Origin of the sequence: Novosphingobium percolationis (genome assembly GCF_020179425.1) — a bacterium.
Classification (GTDB): domain Bacteria; phylum Pseudomonadota; class Alphaproteobacteria; order Sphingomonadales; family Sphingomonadaceae; genus Novosphingobium; species Novosphingobium percolationis.
Genome location: NZ_JAILYM010000002.1, coordinates 679,010 through 693,702 on the forward strand (window position 1 = coordinate 679,010; position 14,693 = coordinate 693,702).

Consider the following 14,693-nt stretch of genomic DNA (forward strand, 5'->3'; position numbering starts at 1 on the left):
CTTGCGTGAGTAGGGCTTAGCCGCCATCTTCCGCGCCATGACCGAAGCGATCCAGAACGAGCCGCCGATGAAGGTGGCGATCATCCCCGTCACGCCCCTGCAGCAGAACTGCACGCTGGTGTGGTGCACCAAGACCATGCGCGGGGCCTTCATCGATGCAGGCGGCGATCTGGCGCGGTTGCGGCAGGCGGTCGAGAAGACCGGCGTGACGATCGAGAAGCTGCTCGTGACCCACGGCCACATCGACCACTGTGGAAGCGTCGGCATCTTCGCGCGCGAACTGGGCGTGCCGATCGAGGGGCCGGAGGAAGCCGACCGCTACTGGATTGCCAAGCTGGGCGAGGACGGGGCCAAGTACGGCATCGACGGCGAAGTGTTCGAACCCACGCGGTGGCTGCACGATGGCGACACGGTGACGGTGGGCGATCTGGTGCTCGACGTGATCCACTGCCCCGGCCACACGCCGGGCCATGTCGTGTTCCACCATGGCCCGTCGAACTTCGCGATCGTGGGCGACGTGCTGTTCCAGGGCTCCATCGGGCGCACCGACTTCCCGCTGGGCAATCACCAGCAGCTGATCGATTCGATCACGCAGAAGCTCTGGCCGCTGGGCAACGAGGTGACCTTCGTGCCGGGCCACGGGCCCACCAGCACCTTCGGGCGCGAGCGCAAGATGAATGCCTTCGTCAGCGACTACATGCTGAGCTGAAGGCCGGGCGGGGCGCGCGTGCCGATGGCGCCCCGCCTGTCCCTCACATATCCAGCGCGATCGTCACCGCCCAGGTGGCGAGACCGAGTTGGGTCAGCATCGTGATCAGCGTGCCCACGGTGCGACCGAAGCCCAGTGGCCCGCCGTCCATGCCAACGCCATGCGCCACGCGGCCGAGGGCATAGGCCGCGGCCACCCCCATCAGCCAGGGATTGCCGGTGCGCGCGAACTCGATCGCGGCGATCAGCACCAGCACGATCGGGGTATTCTCGATGAAATTCGCCTGCGCGCGCATCCGGCGGATCAGGTCTTCGTCGCCACCGTCGCCGATGGAGATCTTCTTGGCGGTGCGGATCATGCCGATGCGCACCGAAAGCCACACGTTGATGAAGGCCGCGGCTGCTGCCGAGGCCAGGGTAATGGGCAGGAACATCCTCTTTTATACTCCCCCGGATTCTGTGATCCCACGATCATGCTAGCGCGGGCCTGCTTGCAAAGCATCCGAAAATCCGTATAGGCCGCGCCTTCGCCCGCGATTGGCGAATCCCCGATCTCGTCTTCTTGCCGACTCTATCGTGCAGGGGTTGTGTGACGGAACCGATTTCCCTATCGCGCCCGTGACACAACGACTTTAATTCAGGAACAGGTGCCGAAATGGCCGTCCCCAAGCGAAAGACCAGCCCCAGCCGTCGCGGTATGCGTCGCAGCCATGATGCGCTGAAGGTTGACGCATTCCACGAATGCTCGAACTGCGGTGAACTCAAGCGCCCGCACAACCTGTGCACGGCCTGCGGTCACTACAACGGTCGCGAAGTCCTCGCCGTCGGCCTCTGAGCTGACAGGTTCCGGGGGGGTCGCCAGAAGATGAGCCTGCCGCGTATCGCCGTTGATGCGATGGGCGGCGATGAGGGCGTGCGCGTGATGATCGAAGGCGCGGCGCTCGCCCGTCGCCGCCACGATCGTTTCCAGTTCCTCCTCGTCGGCGATGAGGCGCGGATCAAGGCCGCGCTCGAAAGCCATCCCAACCTGCGTGCCGCGTCGGAGATTCTCCACGCGCCCGATGTCGTGTCGGGCGACGAGAAGCCGACGCAGGCGCTGCGCCGTGCCAAGACCACGTCGATGGGCCTTGCCATCGACGCCGTGAAGCGCGGCCAGGCCGGCGTCGCGGTCAGCGCCGGCAATACCGGCGCGCTGATGGCCATGGCCAAGCTGGCGCTGCGCACCATGCCCGGCATCGACCGGCCCGCGCTTGCGGCGCTGCTGCCGACCTTGGGCGAGCACGACCTCGTCATGCTCGACCTTGGCGCCAACGCCGAGTGCGATGCGCGCAACCTGATCCAGTTCGCGATCATGGGTGCTGCCTATGCGCGCATCGTCAACGGGCTGGACGCGCCGAGCGTGCGCTTGCTCAACATCGGCAGCGAAGAGACCAAGGGCACCGACAACCTGCGCGATGCCGCGGCCGAGCTGAAGGCGGCGGCAGAAGCGCTGGCGTTCTCGTTCGACGGTTTCATCGAGGCGGACAAGCTTTCGCGCGGTGATGTCGACGTGGTCGTCACCGACGGCTTTTCCGGCAACATCGCGCTGAAGGCGATGGAAGGCGCGGCGCGCTTCGTGGCCGACCTGCTGCGCCGCAGCTTCTCGTCGTCGCTGCGCTCGAAGTTCGGCTTCCTGATCTCGAAGCCGGCGACCGAGCTGCTCAAGCACCATCTCGATCCCAACAACCACAACGGCGCGGTCTTCCTCGGCCTCAACGGGCTGGTGGTGAAGAGCCATGGCGGCGCTTCGGCGCTGGGCGTGGCGCATGCGGTGGCGGTGGCGGCGCGGCTGCTCGAGGAAAATCTGACCGAGCGCATCGCGCTCGATCTGGCGCGTGTGGGCGCCGAGACGATCCGCACGTCGGGGCGCAACGGCAAGAACGGAGCCGGGGCGGCCAAGAACGAACAGGGCGCCAAGAGCGAACAGGCTGAAGGAGCATGAGCGTGCGGTCGGTGATTCTGGGGAGCGGGTCCGCACTGCCGAAGCGTGTCGTCCGCAACGCCGAGATGGCGACGATGGTCGACACCACCGACGAATGGATCGTCGAGCGCACAGGCATCCGCCAGCGCTACATCGCGGGCGAGGGCGAGACGACCTCGACGCTGGCGACCGAAGCCGCGCGCGCCGCGCTCGACGCCGCGGGCGTCGATGCGAAGTCGATCGACCTGATCGTGCTGGCGACCGCGACGCCGGACCAGACCTTTCCCGCCACGGCCACGATTGTGCAGGACAAGCTGGGCTGCAATGGCGGCATCGCGTTCGATATCGCGGCGGTGTGTTCTGGCTTCCTTTATGCCATGGCGACGGCCGATTCGATGCTGCGCACGGGCATGGCCAGGCGCGCGCTGGTGATCGGCGCCGAGACCTTCAGCCGCATCCTCGACTGGGAAGACCGCACCACCTGCGTGCTGTTCGGCGATGGCGCGGGCGCGATCGTGCTCGAAGCGCAGGACGTGGACGACACCGACCCGATGGCGCCGGGCCTGATCGCCACGCGCCTCCACGCCGATGGCGCACACAACGAGATGCTCTACGTCGATGGCGGCGTATCGAGCACGGGCACCGTCGGCAAGGTGCGGATGCGCGGGCGCGAAGTGTTCCGCCATGCCGTCACCAACCTCGCCAGCGTGTTGTCCGAAGTGCTGGAAGCGGCCGGCCGCACCAGCGCCGACATCGACTGGGTTGTGCCGCATCAGGCCAACTACCGCATCCTCGATGCCACCGCGCGCAAGCTCGACCTGCCCGCCGACAAGGTGATCGTCACGGTAGATCGCCATGCCAACACCAGCGCGGCGTCGGTTCCGCTCGCTTTCGATACCGCCGTGAAGGACGGGCGTATCAAGAAGGGCGACCTGGTGATGTTCGAAGCGATGGGTGGCGGCTTCACGTGGGGCGCCTGCCTGGCGCGGGTCTGACGGCCCGTCCGTCCCTTTTGCGGCGGTTCGTCGCACGGATTTTTCATCGAAGCGCATTTCCGTTTATTCGCAGGGCATTGGATTGCGCTGTCGAGAATTCGCGTTATGCTCGCCATTCTTCAATCTGGGGGGATCTGGAGGAATGCGTTCCATTGGTACATTGACCCGCGCCGATCTTGCGGAAAGCATCAATCGTCGGGTGGGGCTCTCGCGGGCGGATTCGCTCGACATGGTGGAGGCGATCCTGCGCAACATGTGCGAGGCGCTGTCCGAGGGCGAGAACGTCAAGATTTCGGGATTCGGCACGTTTCTGCTGCGCGACAAGGCGGAGCGCGTGGGTCGCAATCCCAAGACCGGGGTCGAAGTGCCGATCACGCCGCGCCGCGTGCTCACCTTCCGCGCCAGCCAGATGCTCAAGGACCGCATCTGCGCCGAGCAATGAACAGGATGTAGATGCCAGCCTCGTCGATTTCAGACCTTCAGGATGCCCCCGTCTTCGATGACGGCAAGGCGCCTGAAGCGCTGCGCACCATCGGCGAGGTAGCCAAGGCCCTGGGCCTGAAGCAGCACGTGCTGCGCTATTGGGAAGAGCAGTTCCCGATGCTGCGCCCGCTGACGCGCGCGGGCGGGCGGCGATACTACCGGCCTGAGGACGTGGCGCTGGTCGCCACGATCAATCGCCTGCTGCACGGCGAAGGCTATACCATCAAGGGCGCGCGTCAGGCGCTGCAGAGCAAGGGCGGGGTCGCGGCTGCGCCTGCCGAGCCACAAGCCGAATTGCATGCGCCGGACGCGCCCGTGCCCACGCTGGCACATGGTGGCCCCGAGGACGAAGTGGTGGAAGCTTTGCGCATCCTGGCGGGGCACCTGCACACCATCCGCGAACGACTGGCGGCAGCACTCGCCGACTAAGGGCGGGCAGGCCTGCGCGCTGCTCAGTTCAGGTGCGGACAAACAGCCTCAATCGGGCAGTTCAGGCCCGAGCGCCGGATCGAGATCGCGCGGGCGCTTGAGTTCGACCAGCCGCGCGCACCCTTCTTGGAGGTCGGCCCACGTGTCGATGGCGAGTTCCATCACGGCATAAGTGGCGGTGGGGAACTTCTGTTCGACGATCGCGCGCAAGGGGCTGGCGCCGTCATCTGGCACGAGATCGAAGATCAGGTCTTCGAGGCCGGGATTGTGGCCGACCATCAGCACGCTGGCCGGATCACCCGCGATTTCGCGCAGAAGGTCCATCAGCACGGCGCTGCTGGCGAGATAGATGCGGCGGTCCCATTCGACCGGAAAGCTGCGGCCCCAGGCCTTGCTCGACGTTTCGATCGTTTCGGCCACGCGCACGGCGGGCGAGGCGATCATGCGGTCGAAGCGGCGGCCGGTGGAGCGGATGTGCCGGCCCATCGCCAGCGCGCCACGCTGGCCGCGCAAGTTCAGCGGCCGGTCGAAATCGCGCGCGCGCGCGTCGCTCCAGTCGGACTTGGCGTGGCGGAACAGGGCCAGGGTCTTCACGCGGACCTTCCGTCGAGTGGCGCCGGGCTCGCGGCCGGGCTTTCCCCTGAAACACCGGTGGCGACCAATTGTAAAGCCGCATCCAGCGTCACGCGCTTTACCGGCGTGCCCGGCGGAAACGCGGTCAGCAGCCGCGAGGGGAAGGCCGAGGACAGCACCACGAAGTGCCCCTTGTCGGTGCCCGAGCGGATCAGCCGTCCGAAGGCCTGCGCCAGCCGCGCGCGGATGATGCGGTCGTCGTGCGGCTGGCCACCGCCCGCCAGCCTGCGCGCGCGGTGCAGGATCGAAGGCTTTGGCCAGGGCACCTGCTCCATCACGACAAGGCGCAGCGAATCGCCCGGCACGTCCACCCCGTCGCGCAAGGCGTCGGTGCCGAGCAGCGAGGCGCGCGGATCATCGCGGAAGATATCGACCAGCGTGCCGGTGTCGATCGGATCTACGTGCTGGGCATAGAGCGCGAGCCCTGCGCGTGCGAGCCGGTCGGCGATGCGGCCATAGACCGCGCGCAAGCGCCGGATCGCAGTGAACAGGCCGAGCGCGCCGCCGCCCGCCGCCTCGATCAGCCGGCCATAGGCGCCGGCCAGCGCGGCGATGTCGCCCTTGGGCACGTCGGTGACGATCAGCACTTCGGCTTGTGCGGCATAGTCGAACGGGCTTTCGGCGGAAAACAGCTTCGGCCCGATGTCGAGATGCTGCGCGCCGCTTTTCTGCACGGCGCTGTCCCAGTCATCGCCGCTGGCGCCGCTGCGATCGCATAGCGTGGCGCTGGTCATGACCACGCCGTGGGCGGGTGCCAGCACGGTTTCGGCGAACGGCTTCATCGGATCAAGGTGGTGCCGGTGCAGGCCGATGTCCCATTCGCGCCCGTCGGAACGGTCGACCGCCAGCCAGTCGACGAAATCGCGGTCTGCCGGGCCACCCAGCCGGGCGAGCAGCGCGATCCAGCCTGCCAGCAGGTCGCAGCGCCAGCCGATCGCCCCGCGCGCGCCTTCGATCCGGGCGCGCCCGGGGCCATCGAGCCAGTCGGGCCCGTCCTCGATCAGCGCCTCCAGCCGCAGCCCCAGCCGGACGAGCGGCTGGCGCAGCATTTCCAGCGCCTCCTGCGCGCGACCCGCCACTTCGACGAACGCGCCGTCGAGCTGCGCCACTTCGGTTTCAAGGCCGTAGCCGGCTTCGGCGCCGCCGCTTTCGTCGCGGGCGTAGACGAGCGCGCGCACGGCGGCGAGGAGGTCTTCGAGCGGGCCCGAAGGCGCGCCTTCGACCACGCGGCCCAGCCAGCCGTCGCCGGGCAGCGCCTCGGCGGCTTCGCGCGCTTCGGAGATCGCAAGCGCGCCCTGCTCGTCATAGCTGGCAACATCGGCGAGCCGCGCCGAAAGGCCGCGCCTGCGCCCGCGCGACTTGCCTTCGGGGCCGATCACCCAGCGGCGCAGCTCGATCGTCTCGGCTCCGGTGAGCGCGGCGGAGAAGGTGGAGTCCGCCGCTTCGAACACGTGATGGCCTTCGTCGAACACCACGCGCGTCGGGCGGTTGGGCAGGTCGCGCGCGCGGGCAGCGTTGACCATGACCAGCGCGTGATTGGCGATCACCAGCTGGGCGCCGGCCGAGGCGCGGGCTGAGCGTTCGATGAAGCACTTCCGGTAATGCGGGCAGCCGGCATAGACGCATTCGCCGCGCTGGTCGGTCAGTGCCGCGATGCCGCGCTTGCGGAACAGCGTGCCCAGCCAGCCCGGCAGGTCGCCGCCGATCATGTCGCCGTCCTGCGAATAGGCGGCCCAGCGCGCGACCAGTTGCGCGAGGATCGCCGCGCGGCCCTGGAAGCCGCCTTGCAGCGCATCTTCCAGATTGAGCAGGCAGAGGTAGTTTTCCCGCCCCTTGCGCACCACCACGGGTGGCTGCTGGCCGGGCTGTTCGACATAGGCGCGGCGGCTTTCGCGCCGCAGCTGGCGTTGCAGCGCCTTGGTATAAGTGGAGACCCAGACCGTGCCGCCGCTGCGCGCCGACCACAGCGATGCAGGCGCGAGATAGCCCAGCGTCTTGCCCGTGCCGGTGCCCGCCTGCGCCAGCACCACGTGCGGCTCGCGCTGGCCCCGGCGCGGAGCGAAGGCCGCGCCGGCCGCTTCGGCGAAGGCGAGTTGCGCGGGGCGTTCCTCTGCCCCCTCGCCGGTCAGTTCGGCGAGGCGCAGGCCGATCTCGGCCGCGCCAAGGGTGACTTGCGCGGGTTGCGGGCGTTCGGGCGCTTCCTCCCATTCGGGCAGGCGCGTGAACAGCCAGCGCTCGGCGCGCTCTGGCTTGCGGATGCGAGGGGAGAGCAGCGTCGCCCAGGGCCAGCGCAGCCGCACCAGCGATTGCAGCGCGGTCCACGCGCCTTCGCGCTCGGCCCAGTCGTCCGCCTCGCAGCGGGCGAGCAGCGCGGCGGCGGCACGTTGCAGCAGTTCGGGCACGGCGGCATCGCCCGCAGGCTCCTCCAGCCCGAGCGCATGGGCAAGGCCCTTGGGCGTGGGCACGACGAAGCGCGCGGGGTGGATGAAGGCGAACAGTTCGAGCAGGTCGAGCCCCGACAGGTCGGGATAGCCGAGGCGGCTGGCAACCAGCGGCGCATTGAGCAGAAGCAGCGGCGTGTCGGACGCGGCCATGATCGCCTCGCCCTTGCCCACGCCGCGCGTGGCAGCGCCCAGCATGTCGCCCTGGCGCAGCCAGCAGCCGCCATGGCTGGCGTGAATCGCGGGTAGCGCGAGCGGGTCCATCGCCGATCAGTGAACGAAAACGGAACGTGGTTCAAGTCATGGGCGGTGCGCACGTGCCCCTTAAACGTCGCGGACGACTTCCGTTCTTGGGTTCGGAAACTGAAACGGAGCCTCATCCGCTCCGGCCCATAAGTGGAGCATGGGAACAATGGCCGTCATCAACACCAATATCGCCGCCCTGCGTGCGGCCAATGCATCGAACGCCGCCGGGCACATGGCCGGCATCGCGATGGAGCGTCTTTCGACCGGCAAGCGCATCAACGGCGCGAAGGACGATGCCGCGGGCCTTGCGATCACCACCACCATGACCTCGCAGATCAAGGGCATGAGCCAGGGCATCCGCAATGCCAACGATGGCATTTCGCTGGCCCAGACCGCCGACGGCGCGCTGAACGAAGTGACCGCGATGCTGCAGCGCATCCGCGAACTGGCGGTGCAGGCGAAGTCGGCGACCTACCAGCCGACCGACCGCGGCTATATGGACGCCGAAGTCCAGGAACTGACCACGCAGGTCAACAACGTGCTGACCAACACCAAGTTCAACGGCAACGCGGTGTTCGGCACGGCCGACGCCACCTTCACCATCCAGGTGGGCAGCGAGACCACCGACACGGTCGACATCACCAGCAAGGGCATCGCGGCGGTCACTTTCGATGTGACCACCGACACCGCCGCCGCCACGACGATGACCGACGTGACCACCGCGCTCGATGAAGTGAGCGCCGCGCGCGCCTCGTTCGGTGCGGGCCAGAACCGGCTGGAATCGGTGATCAGCAACCTGACCGACAATGTCACCAACCTGTCGGACGCGCGCAGCCGCATCCTCGACACCGACTATTCTGCGGAAACGACGTCGATGGCCAAGGCGCAGATCCTGAGCCAGGCCTCGACCGCGATGATCGCGCAGGCCAACCAGGCCCAGCAGAACGTGCTCTCGCTCCTGAAGTAACCCCCGTTTTCGGGAGCGACTCCACGGGAAGGCGGCCTTGCGCAAGCGGGGCCGCCTTTTCGTCTTGATGCATTCGCCAATTGTCGGACTTGATTCAGAAAGTAGGGCGCGACCCGGCTGCATTTTCGCTTTGCAATTTCGTGAAGCCGTGGTTTTATTTCATCCGGGTTGCACGTTTTTCGGAATTTGTTAGCCGAACCGCACCCTGTGGCCGGATCGATACCCCGTCCGGCCAGGGGGAGCGGCATCGGGCGCGAGGTGGCTTTACCGCCACCTCGCGCTTTCCCGACGCGGTCTCAGGTGCAGGCGTGGCCACCATCGACGTGCAGCACCGCGCCGTGGCTGTAGCGCGCGGCGCGGCTGGCGAGAAACACCACCCCATCGGCAACTTCGGAGGGCTTGACCAGACGGCCCATCGGGTGGCCCTTCAGCATCGCTGCATAGAGATCGTCGGTCGAACTGTTCGAAATCTGCGAATAGCGCGCGACGATCGAACCCAACATGTCGGATTCGACCGCGCCGGGGTGGACCGAATTGACCCGGACGGGGTAGCCCAGCGCCGAAAATTCGACCGCCGTGGCGCGGGTGAACATGCGCACCGCCGCCTTGGTCGCGCAATAGGCCGCGCTGAAGGGCGCAGGCTTGTCCGCCGCGCCCGACGCGATGTTGATGATCGACGCGCCGCCTTCGCGCAATGCCCCGCTTTTCGCCATCAGCGCGCAGGCGGCCTGGGTGCCAAGGAAGATGCCGGTCACGTTGATGTCGAAGGCGCGGCGGAACGCTTCCACCGGCATCTGGTCGATGCGATCGGTCGGCGCGACTCCTGCGTTGTTCACCAGAATGTCGAGCCGTCCGTGGCGCGCCTCGATCGTGGCGATCACGCGCGCCCAGTCTTCGGTGCTGGTCACGTCGAGTGACAGCCATTCGCTACCATCGGGCGAGGGCGCGGCTTCATCGACGCCAACGTCGCTGGCGATCACCGTCACGCCTTCGCGCTTCAGCGCCGCGCACGTCGCCACGCCGATGTTGCCGCGCGCGCCGGTTACCAGTGCGACCGTGCCTTCCAGTCCATAATCCATCGTTCGTCCTCTCCGTTGGGTGGCCGGCATCTTGGGCGGCGAGAGGCCGTGCGCCACTGGCGCTTGCGCTAGCGGCGGCGGCGCGCGTCGAGCAGCAGCGCTTCCAGCCGGGCCACGTCGGGCACGCAGTCGATCTCGAAGCGGGTGGTCACGCGGTCGCCGTCGGCATCGAGGTGGCTGCCCGTCTCGATGCGCAGCGTGCCCCAGCCATCGGCGCGCGCGATCACGTCGATCGGTCCCATCTGGTCGAGCAGCACGCTCGGCACCTTGCGCTTGCGCGTGGCGGTCACGCGCAGCACGCGCCGGTCGGTCAGGCCATAGATCGAGCGCGCGGCGGCGTAGCGCGCCCAGAACGGTGCGCTCATCATGACCAGGCCGATGCCGATGAAAGGCAGGCCGAAGATCGGAAAGGCGATGCCGAAGGTGTAGCGCACGGCATCTGGCGTGTGGCCACCGCCCAGCAGCGGCATCAGCGCCATGGCTTCCCAGAACAGCGCGAAGGCCGTCCATGGCACCGCGAACAGCCATAGGAAGAACGGCGCGTGGAGCCGGCGCGGATCGGGCCGCGCGTGCCAGAGCAGGCTTTCGCCGGGCAATAGTTCGCGGCGCACTATATCGCGCAGTTCGTCGTCGGTCATCGCTGGTTCCCCCCGCCGGCGCGGACCGGCGGAGGGAGGTCTATCAGCGAAGGGTTACCTGCACCTTGAGGGCCATCAGGCCGCGTCGAGCGCGTTCGAAAGATCGGCGAGGATGTCGTCGATGTGCTCGATCCCGATCGACAGGCGCACGTAGCCGGGGCTGACCCCGGTTGCGGCCTGCTCTTCGGGCGAAAGCTGCGAATGCGTGGTCGAGGCGGGGTGGATGGCGAGGCTGCGCGCATCGCCGATATTGGCCACGTGGTAGAACAGCTGCAGCGCATTGATGAAGCGCTTGCCCGCTTCCGCGCCACCCGCCAGTTCGAAGCCGACGAGCCCGCCCGCGAGCAACCGGGTATCGTCGCGCGTCAGGTATTGCGCGGCCAGTTCCTTCGCACGGCCCTGCGCCTGCGAGGGGTGGATGACCTTGGTCACCTTGGGGTGCCGGGCGAGGTATTCCGCGACCTGCGTGGCGTTCTCGCTGTGGCGCTCGATGCGCAAAGGCAGCGTCTCCAGCCCCTGGATCAGCTGGAAGGCGTTGAACGGAGACAGCGCCGCGCCGATGTCGCGCAGCAGGATCACGCGCGCGCGGATGGCATAGGCGATCGGGCCGAGCGGCTTGATGTCGCGCGCCCAGACCGCGCCATGATAGCTGGGGTCGGGCGTGTTGAGCAGCGGCTGGCGTTCGGGGATCGCGTCCCATTCGAAGTTGCCGCCATCGATGATCGCGCCGCCGATCGAGGTGCCATGGCCGCCGATGTACTTGGTGGTCGAATAGACCACGATCGCCGCGCCGTGGTCGAACGGGCGGATCAGCAGCGGCGCTGCGGTGTTGTCGACGATCAGCGGGATGCCGAACTCACGGCCGATCGCGGCCACTTCGGCGATGGGGAACACTTCCAGCTTCGGGTTGGGCAGCGCCTCGGCATAATAGGCGCGGGTGCGGTCGTCGGTGGCGCGGCGGAAGCCTTCGGGATCGGCCGGATCGACGAAGCGGACTTCGATCCCCAGGTCCTTCAGCGTGTTGGCAAACAGATTCCAGGTGCCGCCGTAGAGGTTGGTCGAGCTGACGATGTTGTCGCCCGCGCGCGCCAGGTTCAGCACCGCGAAGGTCGATGCCGCCTGTCCCGAGGCCGTCGCCACCGCCGCCGCCCCGCCTTCCAGCGCGGCCAGGCGCTGTTCGAGCACGTCGGTGGTCGGGTTCATCAGGCGGGTATAGATGTTGCCCAGTTCCGACAGCGAAAACAGGTTGGCGGCGTGTTCGGTCGACTGGAACTGGTAGCTGGTGGTCTGGTGGATCGGTACCGCGACCGAGCCGGTGGTCGGATCGGCGCGCCATCCCGCGTGCAGCGCCAGCGTTTCGGGGCGGGCCTTGGAAAGATCGGTCATTGCTTGGCAGTCCTCTGGTTCGGCGGGCCTGTGGTTCGGCGGGATCGCCTATTTGTCTATCGTTTCAGTTGATAAAGGCAAGACGTGAGGAGGGATCGGCGTTTTGTTGAGGGCCCGCTCACGTCTGTCAACCTCCCGCGCCGGTTTCGGCGCTTGCCTTCGCGCCCGCAAAACGCGAAAGGGCCAAGCACTATGACCGATGCTCTTATCACCGCCGCCCAGACCTCGAAGGCATGGCCGTTCGAGGAAGCCCGCAAGCTCATCAAGCGCTTTCCGGGTGGCAAGAAAGACGCGTCGGGCGCGCTCGTGCCCGTGCTGTTCGAAACCGGCTATGGCCCCTCGGGTCTGCCGCACATCGGCACGTTCCAGGAAGTGCTGCGCACCACGCTCGTCCGCCGCGCTTATGAAGTGCTGACCGGCGGCCATCCCACGCGGCTGGTCGCGTTCTCGGACGACATGGACGGTCTGCGCAAGGTGCCCGACAACGTGCCCAACAAGGACGTGCTGTCGGCCAATCTCGGCAAGCCATTGAGCCGCATCCCCGATCCCTTCGGCACGCACGAGAGCTTTGCGCACCACAACAATGCGATGCTGCGCGCCTTCCTCGACCGTTTCGGCTTCGATTACGAATTCGTCTCCGCCTCGGACCGCTACAATTCCGGTGCCTTTGACGAGGCGCTGAAGAACGTGCTGCGCCAGTTCGACGCGATCCAGGCGATCATGCTGCCGACGCTGCGCGAGGAACGCCGCAAGACCTATTCGCCGGTCCTGCCGGTCTCGCCCACCACGGGCGAAGTGCTGCAGGTGCCGATCGAGGTGCTGGACGCCGAGGCGGGTCTCGTCCGTTTCACCGATGCGAACGGTGAAGTGGTCGAACAGTCGATCCTTGGTGGCCGGTCCAAGCTGCAGTGGAAGGTCGACTGGGCGATGCGCTGGGTCGCGCTGGGCGTCGATTACGAGATGTGCGGCAAGGATCTGACCGACAGCGTCACGCAGTCGGGCAAGATCGCGCAAGTGCTCGGCGGGCGCCGTCCCGAAGGGCTGATCTACGAGCTGTTCCTCGACGAAAAGGGCGAGAAGATCAGCAAGTCCAAGGGCAACGGCCTGACCATCGAGCAGTGGCTCGATTACGGCAGCGAGGAAAGCCTCGGCTTCTACCTGTTCCGCGAGCCGAAGAGCGCCAAGTCACTGCACGTCGGTATCATCCCGCGCGCGGTCGACGAATACTGGCAGTTCCGGGAGAAGATCCCCACCCAGCCGATCGAACAGCAGCTCGGCAACCCGGTGTGGCACCTGCTGCGCACCAATGGGGCGGCAAGCGGCGAAGGGGAGGCACTGCCGGTCACCTACGGCCTGCTGCTCAACCTTGTCGGCGTGCTTGGCGCCAAGGCCACGCGCGACCAGGTGTGGTCGTACCTTGCCAACTACGTCGAGAACGCGGACCCGGCGGCGCATCCTGCGCTCGATGGCCTCGTCACCAACGCGCTTGCCTACAACCGCGATTTCGTCGCGCCGACGCTCCAGCGCCGCAAGCCCGAGGAGAACGAGGCGCGCGCGCTCGCCGCGCTCGACGAGGAACTGGCCGCGACCAGCGACGATGCGACGGCCGAACTGCTGCAGAACATCGTCTACGAGATCGGCAAGGACCCGCACTACGGCTTCGAAGCCCTGCGCGACTGGTTCAAGGCGCTCTACGAGACGCTGCTCGGCTCCTCGGCCGGCCCGCGCATGGGCAGCTTCATCGCGCTCTATGGCATTGCCAATACCCGCGCGCTGATCGCGGAGGCGCTCGAAGGGATCGACCTGGCGTGAAGCGCAAGGTCGCCGGCCTGGTCCTTGCCGCCACGCTCGCGCTGACCGGCGCGGGCGAGGCGGTCGCCAGGACCATCCTGTTTGTCGGCAATTCGTTCACCTACGGCCACGGCTCTCCGGTGCGGCGCTATCATCCCGAACGGGTGATGGACCTCAACGGCGAGGGCGTGGGCGGGGTGCCCGCGCTGTTCAAGACCTTTGCCGATCAGGCCGGGCTTGATTGGCAGGTCAGTCTCGAGACCGCGGGCGGGCAGGACCTTGCCTTCCACCTCGAACGGCGGGGACAGCGCATCGACCGCGCGTGGGACGTGGTGGTGCTGCAAGGCTTCTCGACGCTCGATGCCGCCAATCCGGGCGATCCCACCAAACACGTCGTTGCCGCGCGCGCGCTGGCCGACATGATGCTGCGCGCCAATCCGCGCGTCTCGGTGCGGCTGGTCTCGACCTGGCCGCGCGCCGATCTCGCCTACCGGCCCGGCAGCCCGTGGTCCGGCAAGCCGGTCGCGGCGCTGGCCGAAACCGTGGCGCAGGCCAATCGGCTGGCCGCCGAGGGCAATGCCCGCTTCGGCGCGGCCCTGCCGGTGGGCGCGGCGTGGCTGCGCGCGATCGAGGCGGGGGTCGCCGATCCCAACCCCTATGACGGGATCACCTTCGACAAGATCGACCTGTGGACCTGGGACCACTACCACGCCAGCACCGAGGGCTATTACCTCGAAGCGCTGGTGGAGTTCGGCGCCATCACCGGCGTCGATCCGCGCACGCTGGGCGCGCGGGAGCGCGCGGCGGAGGATCTGGGCATGAACCCGCAGGTCGCGGTCAGGCTTCAGCAGATCGCCGCCGAGACGTTGGGGCTGGCTGGTGCTCCGGCTCCGGCGCCCGTTCGGAAACGTTAGGAAACAATCGCCTGCGCCGTCCG

The 14,693-nt window shown here is 67.5% G+C and carries 15 protein-coding genes; 9 read left to right on the top strand and 6 right to left on the bottom strand.

The features are described 5' to 3' along the window. Positions 1-37: 37 nt before the first annotated feature. Positions 38-709 carry an MBL fold metallo-hydrolase gene (locus K3A84_RS07675; protein WP_225008729.1) on the top strand — a complete coding sequence of 224 codons (672 nt, stop codon included), beginning with the start codon at positions 38-40 and terminating at the stop codon, positions 707-709. A 43-nt stretch (positions 710-752) separates the two neighbouring features. On the opposite strand, the gene K3A84_RS07680 is transcribed toward K3A84_RS07675, so the two are convergent. Beyond that, positions 753-1,142 (bottom strand): MAPEG family protein, encoded by a 390-nt coding sequence (locus tag K3A84_RS07680; RefSeq protein ID WP_225008730.1) that lies wholly within the window; start codon positions 1,140-1,142, stop codon positions 753-755. Positions 1,143-1,363: 221 nt separating this feature from the next. Here K3A84_RS07680 and rpmF point away from each other — a divergent pair, with 221 nt between their 5' ends. From rpmF to K3A84_RS07705, 5 genes are all read left to right on the top strand, one after another. After that, positions 1,364-1,543 (top strand): 50S ribosomal protein L32, encoded by a 180-nt coding sequence (rpmF, locus tag K3A84_RS07685; protein ID WP_225008731.1) that lies wholly within the window; start codon positions 1,364-1,366, stop codon positions 1,541-1,543. Between the two features lie 30 nt (positions 1,544-1,573). Continuing rightward, the gene (gene plsX, locus K3A84_RS07690) at positions 1,574-2,689 is read left to right on the top strand and encodes a phosphate acyltransferase PlsX (RefSeq protein WP_225008732.1); all 1,116 of its coding nucleotides are present in this window, start codon (positions 1,574-1,576) and stop codon (positions 2,687-2,689) included. Then, complete coding sequence (locus tag K3A84_RS07695; RefSeq protein ID WP_225008733.1) at positions 2,686-3,663, top strand: beta-ketoacyl-ACP synthase III; 978 nt, start codon at positions 2,686-2,688, stop codon at positions 3,661-3,663. The genes plsX and K3A84_RS07695 overlap by 4 nt, the downstream gene beginning before the upstream one ends. Before the next feature lie 142 nt (positions 3,664-3,805). Continuing rightward, positions 3,806-4,105, top strand: coding sequence for an integration host factor subunit alpha (locus tag K3A84_RS07700; RefSeq protein WP_225008734.1), 300 nt, complete (start codon positions 3,806-3,808; stop codon positions 4,103-4,105). Between the two features lie 11 nt (positions 4,106-4,116). After that, positions 4,117-4,575 carry a MerR family transcriptional regulator gene (locus K3A84_RS07705; RefSeq protein WP_225008735.1) on the top strand — a complete coding sequence of 153 codons (459 nt, stop codon included), beginning with the start codon at positions 4,117-4,119 and terminating at the stop codon, positions 4,573-4,575. A 48-nt stretch (positions 4,576-4,623) separates the two neighbouring features. Here the strand turns inward: K3A84_RS07705 and K3A84_RS07710 are convergent, their stop codons facing one another. Both K3A84_RS07710 and K3A84_RS07715 read right to left on the bottom strand, forming a co-directional pair. After that, on the bottom strand, positions 4,624-5,169 hold the full coding sequence (locus K3A84_RS07710; RefSeq protein ID WP_225008736.1) for a SixA phosphatase family protein: 546 nt from the start codon (positions 5,167-5,169) through the stop codon (positions 4,624-4,626). After that, positions 5,166-7,913: an ATP-dependent DNA helicase gene (locus K3A84_RS07715; RefSeq protein WP_225008737.1), complete on the bottom strand. Its 2,748-nt coding sequence runs from the start codon at positions 7,911-7,913 to the stop codon at positions 5,166-5,168. The genes K3A84_RS07710 and K3A84_RS07715 overlap by 4 nt, the downstream gene beginning before the upstream one ends. Positions 7,914-8,061: 148 nt before the next feature. On the opposite strand from K3A84_RS07715, the gene K3A84_RS07720 reads away from it, so the two are divergent. Then, the gene (locus K3A84_RS07720; RefSeq protein ID WP_225008738.1) at positions 8,062-8,862 is read left to right on the top strand and encodes a flagellin N-terminal helical domain-containing protein; all 801 of its coding nucleotides are present in this window, start codon (positions 8,062-8,064) and stop codon (positions 8,860-8,862) included. Positions 8,863-9,158: 296 nt separating this feature from the next. Here K3A84_RS07720 and K3A84_RS07725 read toward each other — a convergent pair whose 3' ends face one another. From K3A84_RS07725 to K3A84_RS07735, 3 genes are all read right to left on the bottom strand, one after another. Next, positions 9,159-9,941: an SDR family NAD(P)-dependent oxidoreductase gene (locus K3A84_RS07725; RefSeq protein WP_225008739.1), complete on the bottom strand. Its 783-nt coding sequence runs from the start codon at positions 9,939-9,941 to the stop codon at positions 9,159-9,161. 68 nt (positions 9,942-10,009) lie between these two features. Then, positions 10,010-10,579 carry a hypothetical protein gene (locus K3A84_RS07730; RefSeq protein ID WP_225008740.1) on the bottom strand — a complete coding sequence of 190 codons (570 nt, stop codon included), beginning with the start codon at positions 10,577-10,579 and terminating at the stop codon, positions 10,010-10,012. Between the two features lie 75 nt (positions 10,580-10,654). Continuing rightward, positions 10,655-11,965 carry an O-acetylhomoserine aminocarboxypropyltransferase/cysteine synthase family protein gene (locus K3A84_RS07735; RefSeq protein WP_225008741.1) on the bottom strand — a complete coding sequence of 437 codons (1,311 nt, stop codon included), beginning with the start codon at positions 11,963-11,965 and terminating at the stop codon, positions 10,655-10,657. Between the two features lie 192 nt (positions 11,966-12,157). Here K3A84_RS07735 and K3A84_RS07740 point away from each other — a divergent pair, with 192 nt between their 5' ends. Both K3A84_RS07740 and K3A84_RS07745 read left to right on the top strand, forming a co-directional pair. Continuing rightward, the gene (locus tag K3A84_RS07740) at positions 12,158-13,777 is read left to right on the top strand and encodes a lysine--tRNA ligase (RefSeq protein ID WP_225008742.1); all 1,620 of its coding nucleotides are present in this window, start codon (positions 12,158-12,160) and stop codon (positions 13,775-13,777) included. Continuing rightward, a complete protein-coding gene (locus K3A84_RS07745; protein WP_225008743.1) occupies positions 13,774-14,670 on the top strand; it encodes an SGNH/GDSL hydrolase family protein in 897 nt (298 codons plus the stop codon). Before K3A84_RS07740 ends, K3A84_RS07745 begins: the two co-directional genes overlap by 4 nt. The last annotated feature ends 23 nt before the right edge of the window (positions 14,671-14,693 follow it).

Excerpts from the sequence above, each read along its gene's own strand:
- K3A84_RS07725 (WP_225008739.1), bottom strand. The coding sequence starts at position 9,941 with ATGGATTATGGACTGGAAGGCACGGTCGCACTGGTAACCGGCGCGCGC.
- K3A84_RS07730 (WP_225008740.1), bottom strand. The coding sequence starts at position 10,579 with ATGACCGACGACGAACTGCGCGATATAGTGCGCCGCGAACTATTGCCC.
- K3A84_RS07715 (WP_225008737.1), bottom strand. The coding sequence starts at position 7,913 with ATGGACCCGCTCGCGCTACCCGCGATTCACGCCAGCCATGGCGGCTGC.
- plsX (WP_225008732.1), top strand. The coding sequence starts at position 1,574 with ATGAGCCTGCCGCGTATCGCCGTTGATGCGATGGGCGGCGATGAGGGC.
- K3A84_RS07740 (WP_225008742.1), top strand. The coding sequence starts at position 12,158 with ATGACCGATGCTCTTATCACCGCCGCCCAGACCTCGAAGGCATGGCCG.
- K3A84_RS07720 (WP_225008738.1), top strand. The coding sequence starts at position 8,062 with ATGGCCGTCATCAACACCAATATCGCCGCCCTGCGTGCGGCCAATGCA.
- K3A84_RS07680 (WP_225008730.1), bottom strand. The coding sequence starts at position 1,142 with ATGTTCCTGCCCATTACCCTGGCCTCGGCAGCAGCCGCGGCCTTCATC.
- rpmF (WP_225008731.1), top strand. The coding sequence starts at position 1,364 with ATGGCCGTCCCCAAGCGAAAGACCAGCCCCAGCCGTCGCGGTATGCGT.
- K3A84_RS07675 (WP_225008729.1), top strand. The coding sequence starts at position 38 with ATGACCGAAGCGATCCAGAACGAGCCGCCGATGAAGGTGGCGATCATC.
- K3A84_RS07700 (WP_225008734.1), top strand. The coding sequence starts at position 3,806 with ATGCGTTCCATTGGTACATTGACCCGCGCCGATCTTGCGGAAAGCATC.
- K3A84_RS07735 (WP_225008741.1), bottom strand. The coding sequence starts at position 11,965 with ATGACCGATCTTTCCAAGGCCCGCCCCGAAACGCTGGCGCTGCACGCG.
- K3A84_RS07705 (WP_225008735.1), top strand. The coding sequence starts at position 4,117 with ATGCCAGCCTCGTCGATTTCAGACCTTCAGGATGCCCCCGTCTTCGAT.
- K3A84_RS07695 (WP_225008733.1), top strand. The coding sequence starts at position 2,686 with ATGAGCGTGCGGTCGGTGATTCTGGGGAGCGGGTCCGCACTGCCGAAG.